A 25,352-nucleotide genomic window follows, 5' to 3' on the forward strand; every position below is an offset into this window, starting at 1 on the left:
CAAAACTAGCATTATCTTGGACTTCTTTTTAAGAGATTAAATTACTTGTTTAAAATATCTTCACGAGCTTGTTCTGACAAGTTGTAGAATGAGTGAATTCCCTTGTAGTCAGCAACATCGCCAAGTTGATCTTCGATTCTCATCAATTGATTGTACTTAGCAATACGTTCGCCACGGCTCATTGAACCAGTCTTGATTTGGCCTGCATTCAAGGCAACAACCAAGTCAGCAATCGTTGTATCTTCAGTTTCACCTGAACGGTGTGAAATGATAGCAGTGTAACCTGCTTCTTTGGCCATTTCAACAGCTTCAACAGTTTCTGTCAAAGTACCGATTTGGTTAAGCTTGATTAAGATTGCATTGGCAACGCCCATCTTGATTCCCTTCTTGAGGTAATCAGTGTTCGTAACGAACAAATCATCACCAACAATTTGAACCTTCTTGCCAAGGCGCTTAGTAGCCATTTGCCAATCTTCCCATTCGTTTTCGTCGAGTGGGTCTTCGATTGAAATAACTGGATATTTGTCAACAATGCCTTCAAGCAAAGTCACAAATTCGTCGGCGGTATATGACTTGCCGTCACCCTTTAAGTCGTATTTCTTAGTCTCGGTATTGTAGAATTCTGATGCGGCACAGTCAAAGGCAATTGCAATATCCTTACCTGGCTTGTAACCGGCACGTTGAATAGCTTCAACCAAGATTTCAAATGGTTCCTCATTGTTCTTAAGGTCAGGGGCAAAACCACCTTCATCACCAACGGCAGTTGAGTATCCGCGTTCGTTCAACAAGTTCTTCAAGTTGTGGAATGTTTCTGAACTCCAACGAACGGCTTCCTTAATGCTAGGAGCACCAACAGGCATGATCATAAACTCTTGGAAATCAACCTTGTTGTTCGCATGCTTACCACCATTAATAACGTTTAACATTGGTGTTGGCAATAAGTGAGCGTTAAAGCCGCCTAAGTAGTTATACAAAGGAACTTCCAACTCATCTGCAGCAGCGCGGGCAGCAGCTAATGAAACACCCAAAATAGCGTTAGCACCAAGCTTACCCTTGTTAGGAGTACCGTCTAATTCGATCATAGCCTTATCAATGGCCAATTGATCAGTAACATCGTAGCCAACAATTTCTTTAGCAATGATGTTATTTACGTTATCAACAGCTTTTGTAACGCCTTTACCCATGAAACGGTCCTTGTCTCCATCACGAAGTTCAACGGCTTCATGTTCACCAGTTGAAGCACCTGAAGGAACGATTCCACGGCCCATTGCACCTGCTTCAGTATATAATTCAACTTCAACAGTTGGGTTACCACGAGAGTCTAAAACCTCACGAGCATAAATATCAGAAATAATTGACATATTTTTTTCTCTCCTTAGCGAAAGTTGTGACCTTCTGTACAAGGTTCACTTCAATTCTATTAGTTTAAAGCCCAAGTTTCAACAAAAATTACGACATTCGTGACTATTTTTGTAAAAAGTTTGCAAGTTTCAAAAATGAGTCTGGTTTGAGGCTGGCACCACCGGCAAGGACGCCATCAATATCTCGCTGAGCAAGAATCTCGTCGGCATTCTCATCGTTCACACTACCACCATATAAGACGCGGACTTGATTGGCAATTTCGTCTGAATACAAGTCGGCAATCGTTTGCCGGATTAAGTAACAACCCTCTTCAGCCTCGCTGGTTGAAGCAGTTTTGCCACTCCCAATTGCCCAACTTGGTTCGTAAGCAATAATCATGGTTTGGGCCTGCTCTGCAGTGATCGCCTTCAGTGCATTGGTCACCTGGCTGACAACCCAAGAAATCCGATTGGTCGATTCCCGCCGACTCATCGTTTCATCACAACAAACGATCGGTGTCAATTCATTGCGAAACGCAGCGTGCACCTTTTTGTTAATGATGTCGTCCGTTTCGTTGAAATACTTGCGCCGTTCCGAATGGCCGATAATCACATGGGAAACGCCCATTTCATGCAGCGCTTTGGGACTGGTTTCACCGGTATAGGCCCCTTCATCTTCATAAAAGCAGTTTTCCGCGGCAACGATTAGCGCTGACCCCTTACTCTCTTTGAGCATGCTCTCCAAAAATAATGGCGAAGCAGCAATGCAAGTTTCAGTTACTTTGGGATCGGGAAGCTTGCCCTTGATATCCTGTAGAAATTGAACGGCCTCATCCACCGATAAGTTCATTTTCCAGTTACCGGCAATAAACGGAATTCTCATAAACAATCATCCTTTACATTTTCGTCTTAATGCCATTGTAACCAAATCTAATTTCAAAAGCTACATTTTTACTATACCAATCAAAAAAAGGACCCACAAAAAGCAGGTCCTTACAATCTTACTTGTTATCGATAGCAGCAATACCAGGAAGAGTTTTACCTTCAAGATATTGAAGTGAAGCACCACCACCGGTTGAGATGTGGGTCAGTTTCTCAGCAACGCCTAATTGCTTAACAGCAGCAGTTGAGTCACCACCACCAACAATTGTAGTTGCATCTGATAATGTTCCAAGGAATTTACCAACATTCAAAGTGCCTTGGGCATAGTTAGGCATTTCAAAGACACCCATAGGGCCGTTCCAAACAACCGTCTTGGCATCCTTTAAGACATTTTCAAATTCTTCAACAGACTTAGGACCAATATCCAAAGCCATCCAGCCATCATCAATGTCGCCTTCAACGACCTTGTGTTCAGCATCATTGCTATAACTCTTGGCTACGATGTTGTCTGAAGGCAAAACGATCTTGTCGCCACCCTTTTCAAGGATGCTCTTAGCAACATCGATTTTATCTTTTTCAACAAGTGAATCACCAATTTTGATTCCTTTGGCTGCGTAGAACGTATAAGTCATTCCACCACCAATGATGATCTTGTCGGCCTTTTCAAGTAAGTTATCAATCACACCAATCTTGTCAGAAACCTTGGCACCACCTAAGATGGCAACAAATGGCCGCTTAGGATTGTTAACGGCTTCACCCAAGAATTGGATTTCTTTTTCCATTAAGAATCCGGCAGCAACTGGCTTACCTGATTTGTGCATGGCTTCAGCAATTCCGGCGTTTGAAGCATGTGAACGATGAGCAGTTCCAAAGGCATCATTAATGAATTCGTCAGCCAATGAAGCCCAGTACTCACCTAATTTAGGATCGTTGCCAGATTCACGCTTAACGTATTCGCCGTTAACGACGTCTTCATAACGGGTATTTTCAAACAACAAGACACTGCCATTGTCCATCTTGGCAATCGCATCTTCCAATTGTTTACCTTCAGTAACTGGCACGAAAATAACTGGCTTGTTGAGCAAGTTCGAAAGCCGTTCTGCTACGGGACGTAGTGACAGTCCTGGCTTATCGTCTTCTTTTTTAATTCGACCTAAATGTGAGCAAAGAATTGCTTTGCCTTTGTGGTCTAAAACATACTTAATTGTTGGTAATGCAGCTTGGATCCGGTTATCGTCGCCAATAACGCCGTCTTTGATCGGAACGTTAAAGTCAACCCGCATCAAGACTTTCTTTCCTTCAAGATCCAAATCAGAAACTGTTAATTTTGCCAATTTAGAAACCTCCCACACAAATATATTGTGATTTTAAATGCATACTTAGATAACAAAAGACGGAGAAGAACCCCTCCTCCGCCGATTGCAATAATTAATTATTAAAGTGAAGCAAACTTCAACAAGGTACGAACCATGTTGCAAGTGAAGCCCCATTCATTATCATACCATGCAACGGTCTTAACAAGTTGGTTGTCACCAGCAGTTGTTACTTCAGTTTGAGTTGGGTCAAATACTGAACCATGATCGTCATCAATAATATCTGATGAAACAATTTCATCTGCATTGTAACCAAATGCAGGGTTATCAGTTGTGTGCTTCTTCATTGCTTCGTTAACTTCGTCAGCAGTAACTTTCTTGTCAAGTACTGTTACTAATTCAGTCAATGAACCATCGATAACGGCAACCCGTTGTGCATGTCCCATAACTTTACCGTCAAGATCTGGGATAACCAAACCGATTGCTTTAGCAGCACCTGATGAATGAGGAATCGTGTTAGCACTAGCAGTACGGTTGTTACGACGTTTCTTAGTCTTAGGACCATCAAGGATTTGTTGTGATGCAGTAAATGCATGAACAGTCGTCATAGTTCCGACCTTAACACCAAATTCTTTGTTCATGAAGTAAAGCATAGGTGCTAAACAGTTAGTGGTACATGAACCAGCAGAAACGATCACATCGTTTGCGTTAAGAACATCCAAGTTAACACCTGGAACAACAGTCTTGATAGGACCAGCTGGTGCTGAGATCAAGACACGCTTTGCGCCGGCCTTGATATGAGCTTGTGATTTTTCTTCTGAGGTGTAAAAACCAGTACATTCAAGAACATAGTCAACGCCATCGTTAGGAACCCACTTAAGGTTAGAAGCATCTTTTTCAGCGTAAACAGGGATTTCCTTGCCATCGACAACGATACCCTTATCAGTAGCTGAAACTTCACCAGGGAAACGACCATGGGTTGTATCATACTTCAATAAGTAAGCTAACATTGAAGGAGTAGTTAAATCATTGATAGCAACAACTTCAATTTCGCTGCTGTGTAATTCATGAATCCGTTTGAATGCCAAACGACCAATTCGGCCAAAACCATTAATACCAATCTTTACAGTCATACTAAGTTTTCCTCCTTTAGGAAATCAAGAAAATATTGTTAGATAGTACAAGGTTAATCGTACCACTAAATGAAAACAAAGTCAGCACCCCTTGTGAAGTAGAATTCAAAGAGATGCATCGAGTAACCAGAATTTATTACCCAGATTTGAGTATAGCAGACCACGTAATAAATGCAATGGATTCAAATTTAGTAAACGTTTTCACGAAGAACTTTTTTATAATTCTTGAAATGCAACTCAATTTCTAGTATATTGGTATAGTAAGTTGCGCTCGTAGTGTAATGGATCGCACGTAAGATTCCGGTTCTTGAAATGAGGGTTCGATTCCCCCCGAGCGCACTAGAGGTTATCACTTAATTTAACTCAAAAGCACCATTTTGAAGGTCGAAACTACCTCCAAAATGGTGCTTTTGTTTTGGGATCATTCATTTTTGGTTTGACGGCGAACCCGATTCAACAGCAACAATACTATCAAGGCGACAACGGTGAATACGCCCCCACTCAATCCAAGCCAGTTTAAACCAAAATGGGTCACGACCCCACCACCGGCTGCAGAACCAACTGCGATACCAACATTATTAAAGATTGAAATCAAAGAGGATGCGAGAACCATCGATTGAGGATAATCCTGCTCAGCAACCGCCAGGTAAAACATCTGCATCGGCGAGTTGAGTAAATACATTGTCATTCCAAGAGAAAAGAGGCAGACCAGGCCGAGCCAAGGCATTGCAAACACAAAGCTTAATACCATTAGGGTGACTGCCTGAATAACAAACACCCACTCCAATGGATTTCAATCCGTTGCCATTGGCTAGGCGCCCACTGAACTGGTTACTAAATAACGAAGCTAACCCAAAGATAAACAGAAATGGCGTCACAAATGCATTTGGAAAATGTAACCCACCAGTTACAATCGGCCGCAAATAAGTATACACAACGTAAACGCCACCTAAATTTAACACTGGCAATAAGATCCCCAGCAAGATCCGTTTATCTTTAAAAAGCTGAAGCTGATCCAGCAGCCCTGTTGTCGCTCCTTGGGTGAGGTCACTTGGTAGTGATAACGTGAACATGATTGCAATGATCACCGAGATTACCACAATCAGCCAGAACGCAACTCGCCAACCAACTTGGTCACTAATCCAAGTTCCGATTGGTACGCCAAAAACTGAGGCAATACTGTAGCCCGAGAAAACCCAGGAAATCAACCAGGCGCGCTTTTGGAGTGGTGCAATCACGGCAGCAAACGTAATGGCAATCGACACCATAATCCCCGCGACAACGGCATTTAATATTCGGGAAAGTGCCAGAAGAAAGTAGCTGGTAGCGACTGCAGTCAACACATTGGAGATAATAAAGATAATTAGCAGTCCCAACATCACCCGATTAAGTCGATGCTTCCCGACCAGCATTGACAGAACAGGCGTTGTAATTGCGTAGACAATGGCAAATAATGTGACCAAAAATCCAATTGCTGAGATGCCCACGTGAAATGAGTTTGCAAGGTCGTTAATAATCCCGACGATAATAAACTCGCTCATCCCCAAAATAAAACCAATGGAAATTAAAATAAAGCTTTGAACCTTAAATGTTTTCATATGCCTCCCTCGCTTATTTCCAAAACAGAAATAACTTGCCATTTATCTCAATAATTCAAACAGTAAAAATATTAGCACAGGTGCAATCCGCGTACAATAAGAAAAAGTGAGGAAGTTTCGTTTAACGTGACACTCGGTTACTTGAATAAACTAACGAAATAATATGGACTCCCCTAAAGGCTCAGGGTTACAAAGCTTTCGATGATGTCGACATCAAAAAAGATCGGGTGGCTGATCCCGATCTAAAAGTTGTGTAGCTATTTTTTCAATGATAGTCTAATCATCTACATCACGAAAATCATCGCTTTTCCATATAGAGAATTGGAAAATGATTACCCTGTTCGTCTAATTCGGTCCGCTTATAAACTCTAAAGCCCATATGCTCGTAAAATCCCTTGGCAAGTGGGTTTTGTTCGTTTACACCCAGTTTATTGACTGAATACTTTTGAATACCATACTCTAATAATTGCTTGCCTAGTCCTTTACCTCTGTACTCATTTGATATGAATAGCATTTCAAGCATTTGCGCATCAATCCCCATAAAACCAATTGGGCGATTACTTTCATTAGTCATCAATATGAGGTGTTGAACATTACTAATTGCTTCTGGAATGTCCGTCTTAATCGCTTGAATTTCGTCATTAGTTAAAAATAAGTGCGTCGCCTTGACGGAACTTTCCCAAACCGCTAATAAGCTTTTGATCAGTTCAGAACTGATTTCAGTTACCTCTTGTATTTTCATGCTATGCTCGCTTTCGTATAAAAGATTCTCAGTCGTTAACATCGTGGAAATCAACGCCCTGTTTTTCATAGTAAGCCAGAATTTCCTGACGCTGGGGCTCAAATTGTGGTGGCAATCCCAAGCCATGTCCTAATGTCAGCAATGGTTCATCCAGCGAAAATCCAGGGGAAGTTGTCGCAATTTCAATCCGGTTATCGCCAGGATCTCGAACATAGATACTCTTAAACCAACCACGATCTGCATATTCTTCCGTGTTGAGATGAAGCTGCTGAGCACGTTCCCAATAATCGTTCAATTTTGCCAATGTAGGTGCAGCCAAGGCAAAATGGTCGATGCTCCCCCTACCAAACCGCGTCCGATCGTCTGGTCGTTGGGACTTCAGGAGATCAATTGTTTGACCATCTTCCAGCTTCACGGCATTTAATTCTACCGATAAACCTAACCACTCGTGGAAAAACGCTGCGGTAGCCCGTGGATCCGGTACGTGAAGCGCCGTTCCCAGTAGTCTGGTAATCTGATCTTCTGCAGGCACATCACTGTCTGGGACAATTCGCATGTCAGTTAACCGCTCTGACGTCAAAATTAATTTCAGTTCAACCCCATCTGGGTCAAGTAATTTAAGTCCATTATCAATTTCAGTCGTTTGATATCCTAACCGATCAAGCCGGTGCTGCCAAAACGCCAAGCTGCCAGTTGGAATTGCTAATTTAATACTATTAAAAAAGTGTTTGCCATCCGTTCGCCGCCCCAGCAGTGGGAGGACAAAGAATGTGACGACTGTCCCCGGCGTGCCAAGGTAATCACCATAGAACAAGTGGCGAATCTTGATATTTTCTTGGTTAACCGTATTCTTAATAAGCCGCATCCCCAACACTTTCGTGTAAAAATGGACGTTCTGGTTGGCATCTTTCGTTAAGAGTGAGATATGGTGCGTTTTCATTTTGAAGCCTCCTCGCTTTAACCTTTGACAAAAGTATAGCACCATTGAATTCGGTTTCATCAGGATAACACCTGACTGCTATCAAGATTACAAAACATTTATCAGATTAAATTGAGCAAAACATTTGACCTTTTTTGACCAATACACTAAACTATTATCATGAACTTGGCGTAGGCCATCTTTCATAAAACCTATCAAGGAGGCATTCTCAATGAATTTAGTGCCAACTGTTATTGAGCAATCCGCTAATGGCGAAAGAGCTTATGACATTTATTCACGTCTGTTAAAAGACCGCATCATCATGTTATCAGGCCCAATCGAAGATGACATGGCGAACGCGATTATTGCTCAATTGTTATTCTTGGATGCTCAAGACTCTGAAAAAGATATTTACCTTTACATCAACTCACCAGGTGGTGTGATCACCTCAGGCATGGCAATTTACGATACCATGAACTTCGTTAAAGCCGATGTTCAGACAATCGTAATGGGTATGGCTGCTTCAATGGCTTCTGTTCTTGCATCTTCTGGTGCCAAGGGCAAGCGATTTGCTTTGCCACATGCTCAAGTCTTAATTCACCAACCATCAGGTGGTGCTCAAGGTCAACAAACTGAAATCGAAATTGCTGCTGAAGAAATTCTCAAGGCTCGTAAGATGATTAATAATCTCTTAGCTGAGAATTCTGGTCAACCAATCGAGAAGATCAACAAGGATACTGAACGGGATAACTACTTAACCGCTCAAGAAGCTGTTGATTACGGCTTGTTGGATGGCATCATGACCAACAGTTCTGAAAAACAATAATCTCACTAATTGACTTATCGTCAATGAAGAGTGATTTAAGGAAGACCGTCAACAAGTCCAAAGCTTGTGGCGGTCTTTTTTCTATATCCTGTTCAATTGCTAATCCCCAAAGAACAGACTAAAATGAATGTGAAAGTTAGTTCAATCATTAACTTGTTCGTTATATTCAATGAAATCAATATGCGTTCTTTCTGAAACAATTATTGAATCGAGGTCATTAATTTATGAAAACACAAGAAACAATCACACCGGATGTCTCGGAAACCATCCCCACTGAAATGAAAGCTTGGGAAATTATCAAGCCGGGTTCAATCAATTCGGACAGCTCGCCACTTCGCTTCACTACTAAACCAGTGCCGACCCCACAACGTGGAGAAGTGCTGGTCAAAGTAATTACCTGTGGCGTTTGTCACACCGATTTACACGTGACCGAGGGCGACTTGCCAGTTCATAAAGAACACCTGACGCCCGGACACGAGATTGTCGGCCGGGTTGTTAAATTTGGTCCCGAAACCAGCCGTTTTAACCTTGGTGATCGAATTGGCATTCCTTGGTTGCGCTGGACCTGCGGCGTTTGTGAATACTGCCGTTCAGGTCGCGAGAATCTCTGCCCAAACTCCTTGTATACCGGTTGGGATCATGACGGCGGTTACGCAGAATATGTCACGGTTCCAGAAGGCTTCGCTTATCGGATTCCGGAAAGGTTCGACTCGGCGACCGCTGCTCCACTCCTTTGTGCCGGCATTATCGGTTACCGGGCATTTGAGCGGGCAAACGTTCCTGCCGGTGGGCGTTTAGGCCTCTACGGCTTTGGGGGTTCCGCTCACCTAACAGCGCAGGTTGCAATGAAACAAGGGATTGAAGTTCATGTTCTCACTCGCGGCAAGGATGCCCGTAAATTTGCCCTTCAATTAGGTGCCGCTTCCGCGCGAGGTGCTTATGACTTACCACCAGTGAAGCTGGATTCAGCCATCAACTACACGCCAGTTGGCGACATCGTTCCAAAGGCTCTGGAAGCGCTGAAACCAGGTGGCACGCTGGCAATGGCCGGCATTCACTCAACTGACATCCCCCAGCTCTCTTATCCTGCTCATATTTTCCATGAAAAGAACCTGACAAGTGTTGAAAGCAATACCCGTCGTGATGGCGAAGAATTCTTGACCCTGGCAGATCGGTTAAACATTCACCCAGAGATCACGGAATATCCGCTCGCTAAAGCTGATGAAGCATTGAAGTACTTGTCTCACGGTGATATCAAGGGCGCTTGTGTATTGAGGGTCAGCCAAGGATAATCAATAATATCAAAAAGGATCTAATCAGGCATGATAACCTTACTGATTAGATCCTCTTTTCATTAGCAAAACATTTTGAGATACATGAAGCTCGATAGCGGCTATTAGCTACTAGTCACCATGCCTAATATTTTAAAACATTTTCAGACTAAAAGGCGCATTTTTTAGCTTACGCAATGGTTTCATCCACATCCTGTCCCAATTTACCAGCGTACTCATTAATCTTGCGCAGCCGGTGATTGACACCAGACTTGGAGATTGGGCCACCTTCTACTAGCTCACCGAGTTCCTTTAAACTAACTTCTGGATGTTTGAGGCGGGCGCGAGCAATTTGTCCCAGTTTAGGCGGCAATTTATTCAAACCAATTGCTTCATCAATGAACTTAATGTTCTCGATCTGCTTACTGGCTGCGTTGGCCACCTTATCCAGATTGGCGTTTTCGCAATTTACCAACCGGTTAACGGAATTGCGCATATCGCGAACAATTCGAATGTCTTCAAATTTCAACATCGAACTTGTGGCCCCAATCAACTGCAAAAAGTCGGCAATCTTTTCGGCTTCCTTCAAATAGGTGATATAGCCACTCCGCCGCTTGGTGGTTCGAGCCTTCAAATGGTATTGATTCATCATTTCAGCAATCATCTCGTTATGATTTTCGTACAATGAATAGATTTCCAAATGATAACGGGAAGTTTCCGGATTATTCACTGATCCACTGGCTAAAAATGCGCCGCGGAGATACGAACGTATCTGGGCGTCTTCCGTCAGCATTTTATTTGGCACCCGTTCAACGATCCGAACGCCATCAAAAATACCCAGGTCATCTAATAAGAGGTTGGCCTTGTTTTCAACTCGCAAAATATACAGATTATTCTTCTTTAATTTCATTTGCCGGCGAACACTTAATTCACCGGTAATTCCGTAAAATTTCGATAGAAGTTTGTACATCCGTCTCGCGATTGCCGGGTTCTCTGACGAAACGTTCAAGACAAAATGATGATTAGAAATTGTCAGGGAACCATTGATTCGAATCAACGCCATCAACTCAGCTTTGGCATTATCCCGGTGGACAGTTAAGGAGGTTAATTCTTTCTTGACTTCACTTGCATACGACATTGGCAACCCTCACTTTCGTTGGCTATCCTTATGATCGTCTAGGGATCGGCCGATTAAATTAATTAATTCATCAGCCACTTCCTGACCATTATGAAAGGCTCCGCGATCCTTCAACTCCAAAAAATCGGCAGAAATCACGCGACAACCCATTGCTCTTAAGCCTTCAAAATCATGCTTAACTGGTTGAGAAACCTCGTTCCACTTCTTGTGATCGATGTATTCGGCTGGCACCTCTTTAATATTAACCAAAACAGTATTAATAAAGTTCATGCCCAAATGGCGGTTCAAGACCCGCACGTGATCCGCTTCGGTAAAGTTCTCAGTTTCCCCTTTTTGAGTCATGATATTACAGATGTAGACGATATCAGCCTTTGTCCGGCGCAGCGCTTCCCCTACATTTTCAATCATGAGGTTCGGCAAAATGCTGGTGAACAAGCTTCCGGGTCCGAGTACAATCTGATCAGCCTCCATAATTGCATCAATCACTTGGTGGACGGCCTCGGGTTTGTGGGAATCATCGTTAGCTTCGACCCACACACGTTTAATGAGCTTACCGGCATTGGTAATCTCAGATTCACCACTCAAATGAGTGCCGTCACTAAATTCAGCGTTTAATTCCAAGGGTTCATTGGCGGCCGGATAAATGTGGCCATCCACTTGCATGATCTTACTGAGGATTTGGACAGAATCGAAAATACCGCCCTTCATTTCGGACAATGCGGCAATAATCAAGTTTCCAATCGCATGACCGGCGAAGAATTTATCGGTACTGTTAAACCGGTATTGGAACAAATCCAACTCCAATTTTGGTAAATCGGATAAGGCCACCATGACGTTGCGAATATCTCCAGGCGGCACGACGTTAATGTAGTTTCTCAGAATACCAGAGGACCCACCGTCATCGGCAACCGTTACAACAGCGGTAATATCAACCTGCCGATTTTTTAAATTTTTGAGGATGACTGGTAAGCCGGTTCCTCCACCAATCACAACGATTTTGGGTTGGTGACTGTGTAGTGCATCTATCATCAGTTACCCCCCTTAGTCTTGTGACGATCAATGTCTCGATGCGTAATATTAACTGGATAATCTTTCTTAAGCGCGTTACCCAACTTTTCAGCGATGGCAACTGAACGGTGTTGACCACCAGTACACCCAATCGCAATTGTTAAGCTGGCCTTGCCCTCCTTGGCATAAGCGGGCAGAGTAAATTTCATCATATCTAATAACTTGGCGTAAAATTCTTGGGCTCCTGTCGAGCTCATGACATATTCCTCAACGGGTTTATCAAGACCGGTCTTGAAGCGCATGCTGGCTTGATAATACGGGTTGGGTAGAAAACGGACGTCCATGACGATGTCAGCATCCAGTGGCAACCCATATTTGAAGCCAAATGACATCACTTCGACATGGAAAGTATGAGTGGCATCAATTGATTCAAAGTTATGGAAAACTTCTTCACGAAGACGGCGGGGCGCCATATTAGTGGTATCAACCACTAAATCCGCGGCGTTCTTGACGTTAGCAAGTAATTCCCGCTCCTTCTTAATACCATCGATCACTCGTCCATTTCGAGCCAGTGGGTGGGCCCGACGAGTTTCCTTGTAACGAGAAACCAGCTTAGTATCTGACGCATCCAAGAAAATAATATCAACGTTATTGTCATCGTTGCGTTTCAAATCCCGGAACATGTCAATAATTTCATCATAAAAAACCTGGGAACGCAGGTCCATGACTAGCGCAATTTTATTAATGTCTCGTTCCAGTCGAATAAGTTCTTTGAATTTGGGTAACAGTGTCGGGGGCATGTTATCAACGCAAAAATATCCTAAATCTTCGAAACTTTGCATCGCCACGGTCTTCCCGGCACCGCTCATCCCTGTGATAATCACGAATTGATTGTTAACGGCCATTGTCTTTTCCTTTCGCGTAACAAACTTATTAGAGTATAACATACCGGGCGTATCATTTTAAGAGAAAAGTCAGTTTATGTAGAAAAGCAGCCTCTCCGATCATCCGGAAAGACTGCTAAATATGAGGTTATTTTGACTTACTCGTCACCTTAGTCTTGGTTTTCGCTATTGCCGCCTTGGTCAGCTTTTTATCCCGCTCTAAAACCGGTTTAAGGTATTGACCCGTGTAGCTCTCCTTAACTTCGGCGACCTTTTCAGGTGTTCCGGTGGCAACAATCTGACCACCACCATCACCGCCCTCTGGTCCTAAATCAATTAAGTAATCAGCGCTTTTAACGACGTCGAGATTATGCTCAATGATCAAAACCGTGTTCCCCTGGTCGACGAGCTTCTGAAGAACTCCCAGTAATTTACGGATATCTTCTGAATGCAGACCCGTTGTTGGCTCATCAAGAATGTAGAAGTTCTTACCATTGGCTTTTTTATGGAGCTCAGAGGCTAACTTCATGCGTTGAGCTTCTCCACCTGAAAGCGTCGTGGCAGATTGACCCAATGAAACGTATCCCAGGCCAACGTCCTTAATCGTCTGCAATTTCCGGCTAATCTTTGGAATCGCGCTAAAGAAGTCGACTGCTTCGTCAACCGTCATATTAAGCACATCCACGATATTCTTACCTTTATATTGAACTTCCAAGGTTTCGGCATTATACCGTTTCCCGTGACAAACCTCGCAAGGCACGTAAACGTCAGGAAGAAAGTTCATTTCAATTTTTAGGATCCCATCACCATGACAGGTTTCACAACGACCGCCCTTCACGTTGAAACTAAAGCGGCCCTTCTTAAAACCGCGTAACTTGGCGTCATTGGTGTTGGCAAATAGGCCCCGGATATCATCAAATACGCCAGTATAAGTGGCTGGGTTACTTCTTGGAGTTCGGCCAATTGGTGTTTGATCAATATCAACGATTTTTTCAATATTCTTGTAGCCTGAAATTGATTTGTACTTCCCAGGCTTTTCAGAATTATGATTAATCTTTTGGGCTAATGCCCGTTTCAAAATATCATTAACCAAGGTGGATTTACCAGAACCAGAAACACCGGTGACCACAACCAACTTTCCGAGCGGAAAATCGACAGTGAGGTCCTTGAGGTTATTTTCAGCAGCACCGGTGACCCTGATCTTCTTGCCATTGCCCTTTCGGCGCTTTAAAGGCACCGGAATAAATCGTTTTCCAGCTAAATACTGACCGGTAATCGATTTTGGCGCTTTTTCAATATCCTCAGGGGTTCCAACTGCCATGACTTGACCACCGCTTTGGCCGGCACCGGGACCAATATCCACGATGTAATCGGCCGCCCGCATTGTATCTTCATCATGCTCAACAACAATTAGTGTGTTGCCAAGATCACGCATTTTCTTCAATGACGCGATCAAACGGTCATTATCACGTTGATGCAAGCCGATTGAGGGCTCATCCAAAATGTAGAGCACACCGGTTAAGTTGGAACCGATTTGAGTCGCCAAACGAATTCGTTGTGCCTCGCCACCAGAAAGAGTTCGAGCTGAACGAGACAACGTTAGATAATCTAAGCCGACGTTTCTGAGGAAAGTGAGCCGATCCGTAATCTCCTTGATAATTGGTTTGGCAATCATTGTATCCTGAGGGCCAAACGACAATGCTTTGAAAAAGGTTAATTCGGCTGAAACATCCAGCGCAGAGATCTCGGCAATGTTGCGTTTGCCAACCTTCACTGCCAAGGCTTTCCGATTAAGTCGGTAACCGTGACAAGTCTGACAAGTCAGTTCAGTCATATATTGATTGAGATTGTTCCGGGTAAAATCACTGCTCGTATTGTGATAGCGGCGGTTAACGTTATTAATGACTCCCTCAAAAGGACCATCAACATCTCGAATACCACCAAAATCACTTTGAAGCACAAAATGGAAAGTCTTGGTTTTTGAACCATAGAGCACGAAATCACGATCTTTTTTCGATAATTTCTTAAATGGCGTGTCCATATCGATTCCCTGGGCTTCGCATGCTTGAGCCAACATATTGGGATACCATTTAGATCCTGCAGGATTCCAAGGAGCCAAGGCACCCTCGTTCAACGTTTTGTCTTTATCAGGGACAACCAGGTCCTCATCGACTTCCAATTTCATTCCCAGGCCATCACAATCGGGACAGGCGCCGATTGGTGAGTTGAATGAAAATAATCTTGGTTCCAATTCGCCAACTGTAAAGCCACAAATTGGACAAGCATAGTGTTCAGAAAACAGCATTGGGTCCCGCTCGCCCATAAAATCAGCAACCGCATAGCCACCACTTAATCTGAGTGAAGCTTCCAATGAATCTGACAGGCGATTATTAATCCCATCTTTTACAATAATTCGATCAACCACGATATTAATATCATGAGCCTTATTTTTTTCAAGTTCAGGTACTTCGTCAACATCATAGGTTTCGCCGTCTACTTGAACTCGAACGAAGCCCTCACGTTTCACTTTTTCAAAGATTTTCTTATGTTGACCCTTTTTACCCCGGACGATTGGTGACAGAATCTGCAATTTTGTCCTTTCGGGTAATTTCATAATCTGATCAATCATTTGGTCAACAGACTGGCTGGAAATCACCGAGCCGTCATTAGGACAGATCGGCACCCCAACCCGAGCCCAAAGCAAGCGGAAATAATCATTAATTTCAGTAACCGTTCCAACAGTTGAACGGGGATTTTTTGAAGTTGTTTTTTGATCAATTGAAATTGCCGGGCTTAAACCATCGATAGAATCCACATCCGGTTTGTCCATCTGGCCAAGGAATTGGCGGGCATATGATGACAAACTTTCAACATAGCGACGTTGGCCTTCTGCATAAAGTGTATCAAATGCCAAAGAACTCTTTCCCGATCCAGAAAGCCCCGTCATAACGACCAATTTATCCTTTGGAATCGTCACGTTGACGTTCTTCAGGTTATGGGCCCGAGCCCCACGAATTACAATTTTATCCATTCCCAATACGCATTTACTCCTTTAGCTCATTTCACCCTTTAACTCAATGATTGTATCACGCAACGTTGCCGCTTGTTCAAAGTCAAGCTGTTTGGCAGCGTCTCGCATTTCTTCAGTCAAGCGAGCGAGCATGTTCTTTTGGTCTTTTTTATCCATTTGTTCGAAATCACTTTCCACAAAGTCATCTTTCTCACCAGAATCATCCGTATTTTTGGTAATTGAAATGAGATTTCGAATCGGCTTTTTGATTGTGGTAGGCGTAATGCCGTGTTTTTTATTATAGGCAATTTGGATGGCTCGGCGATGGGCAGTTTCGTCAATGGCAGCCTTCATCGAATCCGTCACAGTGTCCGCATACATAATCACAGCGCCGTGTTCATTTCGAGAAGCTCGGCCGATCGTCTGAATGAGGGACCGTTCATTACGTAAGAAGCCTTCCTTGTCAGCATCCAAAATGGCCACCAACGAAACCTCAGGCACATCGATACCTTCCCGCAACAAGTTAATCCCAACTAACACGTCGAATTTACCCAATCGCAAATCACGGATAATTTGGGTCCGTTCCAGCGTTTTAATATCCGAATGCAAATATTTAACCCGAATGCCAAGATCTTTCAGATAATCGGTTAAATCTTCTGCCATTTTTTTCGTCAAAGTGGTGACAAAGACCCGTTCATGCTTATCAACTCGTTTATTAATTTCGCCGACCAGGTCATCCATTTGCCCCATAATCGGTCGCACATCAATCGTCGGATCCAGTAAGCCGGTTGGCCGAATAACTTGAGTGACCACATCGTCAGTCTGATCCATTTCGTATGGCCCAGGGGTTGCTGACATGTAAACCACTTGATGAACGTGCTTTTCAAATTCTGCCAGTGTCAATGGCCGGTTATCAAGGGCACTGGGCAAACGGAAACCATAGTCAACCAATTGCTTCTTACGAGCTTGGTCACCATTATACATCCCACGAATTTGCGGCATCGTTTGGTGAGACTCATCGACAACTAATAAGAAGTCATCAGGGAAAAAGTCCAGCAAAGTAAATGGTGGCTGGCCAGGCTTTCTGCGATCCATGAACCGAGAATAGTTCTCAATCCCACTGGTGTAACCCATTTCTCGCATCATTTCAATATCATAAGTGGTTCGTTGCTTCAACCGTTGGGCTTCAAGCAGCTTACCCTCTTTTTCAAATTTAGCAACTTGTTTGTCCATTTCATCTTGAATTTCAGGTAAGGCTAACTTCATCACATCATCGCTGGTCAAGAAATGAGTGGCCGGGAAAATCGCGATGTGCTCTCGATCACCAATGACTTCACCGGTTAAGGTATCAACTTCGCGAATCCGATCAATCTCATCGCCGAAGAACTCAATTCGAAAAGCATGCTCGTCCCAAGAAGCTGGAAAGACTTCGACCACGTCTCCGTGAACCCGAAACCGACCCCGCTGGAAATCAATATCATTCCGATCATATTGAATGTCAACCAACTGACGCAGAAAATGATCCCGTTCAATCGTTTGGCCAACTCGAAGTGACACAACGTGATTTCGATATTCAGTTGGATCACCTAATCCAAAGATTGACGAGACTGAGGCAACCACAATGACATCGTTTCGTTCCAATAAAGAGCTGGTAGCTGAATGCCGCAACTGGTCGATTTCATCATTAATCGCTGAATCCTTTTCAATGTACGTGTCACTGGATGGCACATAGGCTTCAGGCTGATAGTAATCATAATAACTGACAAAGTATTCAACCGCGTTATTGGGGAAGAATTCCTTGAATTCACCGTATAATTGACCAGCTAACGTCTTATTGTGGGATAACACCAAGGTTGGCTTGTTCACTTGCGAAATGACGTTAGAAATTGTAAACGTTTTACCAGTACCGGTAGCCCCTTTTAAGATTTGAGCTTTTTTCCCTTCATTGATGCCATTCACCAATTTCTTGATGGCATCCGGTTGGTCACCAGTTGGTTGATATTTGGACACCAAATCAAATTTACGGTCATTTTCTCTTTCAATCAATCTTAAATTCCCCCTGACTTAATCATCAGAATGACAAAACTAAAGGGGCTACAAGCAAAACCATGCTTACTTAGCCCCACTATCAACGCTATTTTACCATACGAACATACTTTCGCCAACGATTAATTACTGGAAACGTGCTCCTTTTTTAAAACCTTTCGTGTTAAATTACGTAGTTTATCTTGGGTGGTAAAGTTCTCCGCCAACATCTCCGGAATAATCTCTTTGATGACATAATGAACACAAGCCATGTCGCGATATTTCAGCATCGTTGAGAGACTTTCTTTGTACATTTCTGGATAAACTTCTTCCGGATTGCCTTTTTGAATTTCCCAAACGATTCGTATAACAGGTCAACTTTATCAGCAACCGCCAAAATTTTTCCTTCAATGCTGGCATCCTTGCCTTCGGATAACCGCCGACGATAAGCATCTTGGAACTTGGTTGGGATTTCATTCTCAATGAAATTTTCAGTCAGCTTATCGTCAACATCGGCCAACATACTTCGAAGAACGGGAGTTGCGTACTTAACAGGGGTTTTGATATCACCAATGAATCGTTCGGTATAATCATGGTTCAGTGCTTTTTCGTACAGTAGGCGCCAATCAATTTTTTTACCGGCATTTTCTTCAACATCACCCAAAAATTGGGCGATTTCGGTTACTTTGAATGAGTGAGCGGCAACTGAATGCTGCTCAAATTTAAAATATCCCGGCGCTCGATTGATCAATTCCAATTCTGCCAAGCTCTCCAAATATTGATGCATCCCCATCTTCAACAACTCCCTTAATAATTTCTCTGGATATATCAAAGAGGCTGGAAGCAATCCAACCTCTTTATTCTCACTATTCATATTACATCAACCGCTATTAAAAGCGAATGATTTGGTTTGGTAAAATTAAACTTGAGCTTTACTGCTTGAACGATGAGCCTCAATATACTTAAAGGCTTGTTGGCCGGCAATCCCGCCCTCACCGACAGCAGTTGCAATTTGGCGAAGTTCTTTTTCACGAACATCTCCAATCGCATAGACACCAGGGATTGAAGTCTCCATTTGGTCATCAGTTTTAATCCAGCCATCGGCGTCGGTAATCTTCAAACTCTTGAAAGGTTCAGTCATTGGCAGTAAGCCAACGTAGATGAACACTCCTGACGTTTCAATGGTAGAATCTTCATCAGTCTGATTGTTATGAACCTTGACAGCAGTGACTTTTGTATCATCACCAACCACCTCAGTCACGTTAGTGTTCCAAACAAAATCAATCTTGTCATTGGCAAATGCCCGATCCTGAATCACTTGCTGAGCACGCAATTGACCACGGCGATGGATCACAGTGACATGATCAACGATCCCTGCAAGATAGGAAGCTTCTTCGATTGCAGAATCGCCACCACCCACAACAACGACGTGCTTATTCTTAAAGAAGGCACCATCACATACGGCACAGTACGAAACACCCTTGCCGCCATATTCTTTTTCGCCAGGAATACCGAGTTTCTTGTACTCAGAGCCAGTCGCAATAATCACAACTTTAGCTTCCAATTCATCGCTCTCAGTTTTAATGACCTTGGTGTCACCATGGTCTTCAATTGACTGCACGGCACCATAAACATATTCAGCCCCAAAATTGATCGAACTGTCATACATATTTTGCGCAAGGTCAGGTCCCATGATTGATTTAAAGCCGGGATAGTTTTCGATTGAAGCAGTATTGTTCATTTGGCCACCGTAAATCCCACGATCAATCATCGCAACGGATAGATTAGCCCGGGATGCATAGAGGGCAGCCGTCATACCACCGGGGCCGGCGCCGATAATAACGACATCATATTGTTTTGCCATTTAAATCCTCCTTTGTTGAAACATTGATACTCACGAAGTTAAAGTTACTATGAATTAGTAAGTCTGTCCAGCAATTAGCTCTTACTTGGCTTATCTTCGTCAGCAAGTTGTTTACCAAGATCTTTGAGATAAGCTCGCAAGCCATCCGCAATTTCCGGATGCCTGAGGCCAAAGATAATGTTGGTTTTGAGCCAACTTAATTTGTTACCCGTGTCAAAGCGGCTACCCATAAATTCATGAGCAAAAACCCGCTGTGTCTGGTTCAATTCATCAATTGCTGAGGTCAGTTGGATTTCACCAGAGTCATCTGGTTTGGCGTGTTCCAAAATCCCAAAAATTTCAGGGGTCAGCAAGTACCGGCCAATGATGGCCAAGTCACTTGGGGCCTTTTCTGGAGATGGCTTTTCAACGAATTTCTTAACGTTAAATAATCCTGGCCGAACTTCTTCAGACGGATCAATCACCCCATATTTTGAAATATCTTTATGGGCAACCCGCTTAACTGCCAAAGTGGAAGCCCCGGTCTCTTGGAAACTGTTCATGAGCTGCTTTGTCAATGGGACTTTGTCTTCCATCACATCATCACCCAGCATGACCACAAACGGCTCATTGCTGATGAAGCTGCGGGCAGTGTAAATGGCATCCCCTAATCCTCTTGGATGAGACTGGCGGATGAAGTAAATATTCATATCGTTAGTCTTGCGAATAGTCTCCAAAATTTGGTTCTTATGGCGTTCTTCCAAATTCATTTCCAATTCGGGGTTGGAGTCAAAATGGTCTTCAATTGACCGTTTCCCTTTGCCAATCACGATGACAATATCTTTAATGCCTGATTTTTTGGCTTCCTCAACAATAAATTGAATGGTTGGGGTGTCCACAATTGGTAACATTTCTTTTGGTAGCGCCTTGGTTTCAGGTAAAAAACGGGTTCCAAGTCCTGCTGCCGGAATGACTGCTTTGGTTACTTTTCTCTGCATTTTGTCTGTCTCACTTTCCTTACCAATCAAAAACTATTCGATTTCTGAACGCCCTTCACGGGTCATTAACTGGTTAATGGTTTCTTTGATATCAGCACCATCGTATAACACATGGTAGATAGCACTTGTGATTGGCATGTCAACGCCCCGTTGCTTAGATAGTTCATAAGCAGCTCGGGTTGTGGCAATTCCTTCAATCACCATGCCCATGTTCTTAACTACTTCGTCAAGGGACTTACCTTGACCCAGTTCATTACCAGCCCGCCAATTTCGTGAATTACGACTGGTAGCCGTCACAATAATATCACCAACTCCGGATAGCCCAATGAAGGTCAATGGATTGGCTCCAAACGAAGTCCCAAGACGAGAAATTTCTGCCAAGCCTCGAGTCATCAGAGCCGCTTTGGCATTATCTTTATAACCGAGGCCATATAAGGCACCAGCGCCCAGCGCGATAATGTTCTTCAATGCAGCGCCGGTTTCAACACCGATTACGTCATCACTTGTGTAAATTCGGAAGTAATTGTTCATGAACAATCCCTGAATATCTTTAGCTGCCTTTTGATCATCACTGGCAACGGTCACTAAGGTGATGTCTTTTCTCACAACATCTTCAGCTTGACTTGGTCCTGAAATGACAGAAATTGATTTGCGATTTTTAGGGTCAATTTCTTGTGAAAGAACTTGTGATAATCGCAGATAGGTTTTCTCTTCAATCCCCTTAGAGGCATGAATGATGTTCACGTGTTGATCCCGATCGGCCAAAATTTTGGCAACCTGTTTGGCTACTGATCGGGTGACCTGAGTCGGCACAACAAACAGTATGTAATCAACCCCGTCAATTGCTTCTGCCAAATCGTTGTAAGCAATAATGGAATCAGAAAAGGTGAAGTCTTTAATATACTTGGAATTTGTGTGATCTGTGTTGAATTCCTTAACCTGATCAGGATTATACGACCATAGTTTGACATCCGAGCCATTTTCATCCAACAAGCTGGCCAACACGCTGCCCCATGATCCGGCACCGAGTACTGCAATTTTTTTAGACATTATTTTTCTCCTTTATTGGCATTGTTTTACTTCTGAGGTTTGTCCCATCTAAATACCAAGGATTCACCTGATTTCTCCGGCGATAAATAATTAACGCAATTGCCCCGAAGAAAAGAATAATTGATAAAATTTGTGACACCCGCAAATTAAACAGCATCAAGCTATCCGTCCGCATTCCTTCGACGAAGAACCTACCGAACGAATACCACATGACGTAGGTAAGAAAAACCTCTCCTTGTTTGAACAAATGAGGATTGTGCCGCAACGTCATCAAAACGCAAAATCCCAGCAGGCTCCAAATTGATTCATATAAAAAGGTTGGCTGACGGTACGCACCTCCAATATTCATCTGAGTAATAATGAAGTCTGGTAGATGTAATGCCTGCAAATAATGCAGGGTGGTCACCTTTCCGAACGCTTCTTGATTCATAAAATTGCCCCAGCGACCAATTGATTGCGCCAGAATCACGGTTGGAGCGGCAACATCAAGCATCAGCCAAACTGGAATAAAACGCTTGCGACAAAACCAGATAACGACAATCATCGCTCCAATCAGCGAGCCATAAATGGCAATTCCACCATCCCAGATCTTGATAATTTCACCGGGATTGGCTTGGTAATACGGCCACTGAAAGATGACGTAATATAACCTGGCACAGATCAAGGCAGCCGGCAGCGCCCATAAAATCATATCATAAATATCATCGGGATTAATTCCACGTTTTTTACCCTCGGTAACGGCGAGGTAAACCGCTAAAATGACACCACTGGCAATAATAATTCCATACCAGTGGACTTTAATTGGCCCTAAATTAAAAGCAATTGGGTTGAGAGCCAAAGCCTTAAAATTCAACACTACATCTATCTCCCACTATCGTCGCTTTTTTTTGGATCTTCGCCAATCAGGTCTTTATTCTTTTCGGCAAGATTTTTTTCTTCTTTTTTATGCGTGGCGTCAGCCTTGCTGTTGACTTTGATCAAGTTATTCAAATTGCGATCAAAGGTTTCAGTGGCATCATAGCCCATGCTTTGCGCTCTAAAGTTCATTGCCGCCGCTTCAATAATGATTGCAAGATTTCGACCAGTTCGAACAGGAATTGTAATCTTGGGCACGTCAACGTCAAAAATATGAACGTTTTGGGTTCCATTACCTAAGCGATCAAACTTTGCTTCCTTAGAGTAATTCGCCAAGTGAATGATCAACGAAACATTGGTCTGACTTCTAACCGCACCGGTTCCAAACAGGGTCATGACATCGATAATCCCAATCCCACGAATTTCAAGCAAATGCCGCAGAATGGCCGGCGCAGTTCCAACCAAGGTCTGTTCATTTTGCTGGTACACTTCAACTCGGTCATCGGCGATCAAACGATGTCCTCGTTTCACCAGCTCCAAGGCAGTTTCACTCTTACCAATCCCGCTGTCTCCAGTGATCATGATTCCTAATCCGTAAACGTCCACGAGAACGCCATGGATCGACTTACGTTCCGCCAACTTATCTTCCAAATAGTTGGTCATGTTACTCAAAACCCGAGAAGTCGTCAATTTGGAACCTAAGACTGGAATATGCTCTTTCTTAGCAGCTTCTAGTAATTCTTCAGGTGGATCCAATTGAGTCGACACAACAAATGCCGGGGTCTGTGGTTGACACATCTGCTGCATGACATCCAGCAGCGCTTCATGAGTCATCCCTTTTGAGTAAGAGATTTCAGTAATTCCAAGTAATTGAATTCGTTTTGCAGGATAATAATTAAAAAATCCGGTTAATTCCAAGCCTGGTCGAGAAATATCACTCGTTGAGATCGTTCGCTCATCCAAATATTCCTTGCCATAGTACACATCCAGCCTGGCATTTTCAACCAAATCGGCAACGCTCACACTATCGGCCAAATTTATCACTCCTTAATAATCACTATAATTTTAGCACGTAGACGCCATTTAGTCTTTAAGGCCGGCGAAAATATTGGGCAATAATGGTGCTGATCAAAGACATCAGGATTGCCACCAGCATTGCCATCCAAAATGACGAAAACCGAAAGCCGGCACCAACAATTGCCGAGGTCATTTCCAACATCAAACCATTGATCACGATGGAAAACAGTCCCAGGGTTAAAAAGTTAATTGGAAGTGACAAAATGGTAATAATTGGCCTTACCACCCAATTTAAGACTGCCAGGACAAGCGCGGCGATGACTGCTATCCCAACACTGGTAACATAAAAGTTAGCCGGAAAAAAACCACTCAAGGCGACAAACACTAATGTGTCTACCAAAACCGTTGTTAAAAATCTCACTGTCAACCTCTTTTCTGATGATCGTCAACATTTTTCTCTTCAACATCATGGATTACTTTTCGTGATTTGCGGGAGGTTCCATTAGTCGACACACCAGACTGAAACTGATTCATGAACGAGTTGCCGGTTCCATCGCTCGGGATAATCGCAATCATGACAATGTACGACAAGATTGTCAGCAGGTTGATGCCTGGTGTAAAAGCTAACACAATAAATAAAATTCTAACCAAGCTTGAGTTCCAGCCAAAATATTCCGAAATTCCGCCGAGCACACCCGAAATGACTCGGTCTGTTGATGAGCGGGTTAATTTTTTACCTGTCTTCATAAGGATACCTCCAGTCAAATAATTCTAACTTAAGACTATCTAAAAAAGGCACTGCAATCAAGTCTGCAGTGCAAAAAACAACCATTCTTAATTTAATTCAATAATTTTACCAGTTGCCAGATAAACCGTCCACTCGCAAATGTTTGTACTATAATCGCTGATTCGACCAAGGTCTTTAGCGACGTTTAAGTAAATGATCGCCGAATTCACAATATCAGGGTGCTTGGCCATTGCTTGATAGCTGGGAGCAGCGATATCGTTATACAATTGATCAATCTTTTTATCAAACAATTGAGCAGTCTGCTTGGCCTTCTTTTCGTCGGCCTCGCCATATGAATCTATCGACTCGTTGTATTGCTGGCTGACTTCTTTGGTCATCGTTGCAATAATTGATTCAACCTCAGGGATCCGTTCCTCGCCCTTAATATCGAGCGTTGATCTGGCGATATTTCGGGCATGGTCGCCAGCCCGCTCCAAATCGGTTACTGCCTTTAAGATCCCGACAACTTCTCTTAAATCACCGGTCACTGGTTGATACAAAGCAATCATTTCAAAGGAACGTTTTTCAATATGGATCTGGAGATGGTTAATCTCATGGTCATTGGTAACCACCGTTTCAGCGGCTTTGGTATCGTGATCAATAAATGACTGTCCAGCGTTGGCAACCGCCTGGCTCACCAATGCCCCCAATTTCATAAAATCTGCTTTTAAAGTAATAATCTCTTCGTCAAAAACTTTCCCCATGGGCGTCTC

21 protein-coding genes, 1 tRNA gene and 2 pseudogenes are annotated in these 25,352 nt (G+C 43.2%); 3 read left to right on the top strand and 21 right to left on the bottom strand.

Going from position 1 to position 25,352, the window contains the following annotated elements; translation table 11 throughout:
• Positions 1-41: 41 nt before the first annotated feature.
• The 4 genes from eno to gap form a co-directional block, all read right to left on the bottom strand.
• Complete coding sequence (gene eno, locus FD12_RS00595; RefSeq protein ID WP_056981097.1) at positions 42-1,361, bottom strand: phosphopyruvate hydratase; 1,320 nt, start codon at positions 1,359-1,361, stop codon at positions 42-44.
• Between the two features lie 103 nt (positions 1,362-1,464).
• Complete coding sequence (gene tpiA / locus FD12_RS00600) at positions 1,465-2,223, bottom strand: triose-phosphate isomerase (protein ID WP_054746744.1); 759 nt, start codon at positions 2,221-2,223, stop codon at positions 1,465-1,467.
• A 118-nt stretch (positions 2,224-2,341) separates the two neighbouring features.
• Positions 2,342-3,556, bottom strand: coding sequence for a phosphoglycerate kinase (locus FD12_RS00605; RefSeq protein ID WP_056981099.1), 1,215 nt, complete (start codon positions 3,554-3,556; stop codon positions 2,342-2,344).
• A 101-nt stretch (positions 3,557-3,657) separates the two neighbouring features.
• Entirely contained in the window at positions 3,658-4,668 is a 1,011-nt protein-coding gene (gene gap / locus FD12_RS00610; RefSeq protein WP_054746745.1) for a type I glyceraldehyde-3-phosphate dehydrogenase, read from the bottom strand.
• Positions 4,669-4,935: 267 nt separating this feature from the next.
• Between gap and FD12_RS00615 the strand changes: the two genes are divergently transcribed.
• A tRNA-Arg gene (locus FD12_RS00615) sits at positions 4,936-5,007 on the top strand.
• An 82-nt stretch (positions 5,008-5,089) separates the two neighbouring features.
• On the opposite strand, the pseudogene FD12_RS00620 reads toward FD12_RS00615, so the two are convergent.
• The 3 genes and pseudogenes from FD12_RS00620 to FD12_RS00630 all read right to left on the bottom strand — a co-directional run bounded on the left by FD12_RS00620 (position 5,090) and on the right by FD12_RS00630 (position 7,948).
• Positions 5,090-6,266 (bottom strand): annotated as a pseudogene (locus FD12_RS00620) (MFS transporter).
• Positions 6,267-6,564: 298 nt separating this feature from the next.
• On the bottom strand, positions 6,565-7,008 hold the full coding sequence (locus FD12_RS00625) for a GNAT family N-acetyltransferase (RefSeq protein ID WP_054746770.1): 444 nt from the start codon (positions 7,006-7,008) through the stop codon (positions 6,565-6,567).
• Between the two features lie 28 nt (positions 7,009-7,036).
• Positions 7,037-7,948 (bottom strand): VOC family protein, encoded by a 912-nt coding sequence (locus FD12_RS00630; RefSeq protein WP_056981101.1) that lies wholly within the window; start codon positions 7,946-7,948, stop codon positions 7,037-7,039.
• Positions 7,949-8,159: 211 nt separating this feature from the next.
• Between FD12_RS00630 and clpP the strand changes: the two genes are divergently transcribed.
• Complete coding sequence (clpP, locus tag FD12_RS00635; RefSeq protein ID WP_008855307.1) at positions 8,160-8,753, top strand: ATP-dependent Clp endopeptidase proteolytic subunit ClpP; 594 nt, start codon at positions 8,160-8,162, stop codon at positions 8,751-8,753.
• Between the two features lie 224 nt (positions 8,754-8,977).
• Positions 8,978-10,045, top strand: a complete 1,068-nt coding sequence (locus FD12_RS00640; protein WP_054746746.1) for a zinc-dependent alcohol dehydrogenase family protein — start codon at positions 8,978-8,980, stop codon at positions 10,043-10,045.
• Between the two features lie 169 nt (positions 10,046-10,214).
• Here FD12_RS00640 and whiA read toward each other — a convergent pair whose 3' ends face one another.
• The 14 genes and pseudogenes from whiA to phoU form a co-directional block, all read right to left on the bottom strand.
• Positions 10,215-11,162 carry a DNA-binding protein WhiA gene (whiA, locus tag FD12_RS00645; RefSeq protein ID WP_054746747.1) on the bottom strand — a complete coding sequence of 316 codons (948 nt, stop codon included), beginning with the start codon at positions 11,160-11,162 and terminating at the stop codon, positions 10,215-10,217.
• A gap of 9 nt (positions 11,163-11,171) precedes the next feature.
• Positions 11,172-12,191, bottom strand: a complete 1,020-nt coding sequence (locus tag FD12_RS00650) for a gluconeogenesis factor YvcK family protein (RefSeq protein WP_056981103.1) — start codon at positions 12,189-12,191, stop codon at positions 11,172-11,174.
• A complete protein-coding gene (rapZ, locus tag FD12_RS00655) occupies positions 12,191-13,075 on the bottom strand; it encodes an RNase adapter RapZ (protein WP_056981105.1) in 885 nt (294 codons plus the stop codon). The genes FD12_RS00650 and rapZ overlap by 1 nt, the downstream gene beginning before the upstream one ends.
• Positions 13,076-13,202: 127 nt before the next feature.
• Positions 13,203-16,085, bottom strand: coding sequence for an excinuclease ABC subunit UvrA (uvrA, locus tag FD12_RS00660; RefSeq protein ID WP_056981184.1), 2,883 nt, complete (start codon positions 16,083-16,085; stop codon positions 13,203-13,205).
• A 21-nt stretch (positions 16,086-16,106) separates the two neighbouring features.
• The gene (gene uvrB, locus FD12_RS00665; RefSeq protein ID WP_056981107.1) at positions 16,107-18,110 is read right to left on the bottom strand and encodes an excinuclease ABC subunit UvrB; all 2,004 of its coding nucleotides are present in this window, start codon (positions 18,108-18,110) and stop codon (positions 16,107-16,109) included.
• Positions 18,111-18,232: 122 nt separating this feature from the next.
• Positions 18,233-18,882 (bottom strand): annotated as a pseudogene (locus FD12_RS00670) (YfbR-like 5'-deoxynucleotidase).
• Between the two features lie 126 nt (positions 18,883-19,008).
• Positions 19,009-19,953, bottom strand: coding sequence for a thioredoxin-disulfide reductase (gene trxB / locus FD12_RS00675; RefSeq protein ID WP_054746748.1), 945 nt, complete (start codon positions 19,951-19,953; stop codon positions 19,009-19,011).
• A gap of 74 nt (positions 19,954-20,027) precedes the next feature.
• Positions 20,028-20,930, bottom strand: a complete 903-nt coding sequence (galU, locus tag FD12_RS00680) for a UTP--glucose-1-phosphate uridylyltransferase GalU (protein ID WP_056981109.1) — start codon at positions 20,928-20,930, stop codon at positions 20,028-20,030.
• Between the two features lie 33 nt (positions 20,931-20,963).
• Complete coding sequence (locus FD12_RS00685) at positions 20,964-21,980, bottom strand: NAD(P)H-dependent glycerol-3-phosphate dehydrogenase (RefSeq protein ID WP_056981111.1); 1,017 nt, start codon at positions 21,978-21,980, stop codon at positions 20,964-20,966.
• On the bottom strand, positions 21,973-22,833 hold the full coding sequence (gene lgt / locus FD12_RS00690) for a prolipoprotein diacylglyceryl transferase (protein ID WP_371862792.1): 861 nt from the start codon (positions 22,831-22,833) through the stop codon (positions 21,973-21,975). Before lgt ends, FD12_RS00685 begins: the two co-directional genes overlap by 8 nt.
• An 8-nt stretch (positions 22,834-22,841) precedes the next feature.
• Complete coding sequence (gene hprK, locus FD12_RS00695; protein WP_186825931.1) at positions 22,842-23,870, bottom strand: HPr(Ser) kinase/phosphatase; 1,029 nt, start codon at positions 23,868-23,870, stop codon at positions 22,842-22,844.
• 55 nt (positions 23,871-23,925) lie between these two features.
• Positions 23,926-24,273 (bottom strand): phage holin family protein, encoded by a 348-nt coding sequence (locus tag FD12_RS00700; protein ID WP_056981115.1) that lies wholly within the window; start codon positions 24,271-24,273, stop codon positions 23,926-23,928.
• Between the two features lie 2 nt (positions 24,274-24,275).
• Positions 24,276-24,599 (bottom strand): PspC domain-containing protein, encoded by a 324-nt coding sequence (locus FD12_RS00705; protein ID WP_056981116.1) that lies wholly within the window; start codon positions 24,597-24,599, stop codon positions 24,276-24,278.
• Between the two features lie 87 nt (positions 24,600-24,686).
• Positions 24,687-25,343, bottom strand: coding sequence for a phosphate signaling complex protein PhoU (gene phoU / locus FD12_RS00710; protein WP_054746751.1), 657 nt, complete (start codon positions 25,341-25,343; stop codon positions 24,687-24,689).
• Between the last annotated feature and the right edge of the window lie 9 nt (positions 25,344-25,352).

It is taken from the genome of Lentilactobacillus rapi DSM 19907 = JCM 15042, assembly GCF_001436255.1.
Taxonomy (GTDB): Bacteria; Bacillota; Bacilli; order Lactobacillales; family Lactobacillaceae; genus Lentilactobacillus; species Lentilactobacillus rapi.

What these genes read in the sequence shown, in the direction of transcription:
- eno (WP_056981097.1), bottom strand. Translation starts at nt 1,361, where the DNA reads ATGTCAATTATTTCTGATATTTATGCTCGTGAGGTTTTAGACTCTCGT.
- tpiA (WP_054746744.1), bottom strand. Translation starts at nt 2,223, where the DNA reads ATGAGAATTCCGTTTATTGCCGGTAACTGGAAAATGAACTTATCGGTG.
- gap (WP_054746745.1), bottom strand. Translation starts at nt 4,668, where the DNA reads ATGACTGTAAAGATTGGTATTAATGGTTTTGGCCGAATTGGTCGTTTG.
- FD12_RS00625 (WP_054746770.1), bottom strand. Translation starts at nt 7,008, where the DNA reads ATGAAAATACAAGAGGTAACTGAAATCAGTTCTGAACTGATCAAAAGC.
- FD12_RS00630 (WP_056981101.1), bottom strand. Translation starts at nt 7,948, where the DNA reads ATGAAAACGCACCATATCTCACTCTTAACGAAAGATGCCAACCAGAAC.
- clpP (WP_008855307.1), top strand. Translation starts at nt 8,160, where the DNA reads ATGAATTTAGTGCCAACTGTTATTGAGCAATCCGCTAATGGCGAAAGA.
- FD12_RS00640 (WP_054746746.1), top strand. Translation starts at nt 8,978, where the DNA reads ATGAAAACACAAGAAACAATCACACCGGATGTCTCGGAAACCATCCCC.
- whiA (WP_054746747.1), bottom strand. Translation starts at nt 11,162, where the DNA reads ATGTCGTATGCAAGTGAAGTCAAGAAAGAATTAACCTCCTTAACTGTC.
- FD12_RS00650 (WP_056981103.1), bottom strand. Translation starts at nt 12,191, where the DNA reads ATGATAGATGCACTACACAGTCACCAACCCAAAATCGTTGTGATTGGT.
- rapZ (WP_056981105.1), bottom strand. Translation starts at nt 13,075, where the DNA reads ATGGCCGTTAACAATCAATTCGTGATTATCACAGGGATGAGCGGTGCC.
- uvrA (WP_056981184.1), bottom strand. Translation starts at nt 16,085, where the DNA reads ATGGATAAAATTGTAATTCGTGGGGCTCGGGCCCATAACCTGAAGAAC.
- trxB (WP_054746748.1), bottom strand. Translation starts at nt 19,953, where the DNA reads ATGGCAAAACAATATGATGTCGTTATTATCGGCGCCGGCCCCGGTGGT.
- galU (WP_056981109.1), bottom strand. Translation starts at nt 20,930, where the DNA reads ATGCAGAGAAAAGTAACCAAAGCAGTCATTCCGGCAGCAGGACTTGGA.
- FD12_RS00685 (WP_056981111.1), bottom strand. Translation starts at nt 21,980, where the DNA reads ATGTCTAAAAAAATTGCAGTACTCGGTGCCGGATCATGGGGCAGCGTG.
- FD12_RS00705 (WP_056981116.1), bottom strand. Translation starts at nt 24,599, where the DNA reads ATGAAGACAGGTAAAAAATTAACCCGCTCATCAACAGACCGAGTCATT.
- phoU (WP_054746751.1), bottom strand. Translation starts at nt 25,343, where the DNA reads ATGGGGAAAGTTTTTGACGAAGAGATTATTACTTTAAAAGCAGATTTT.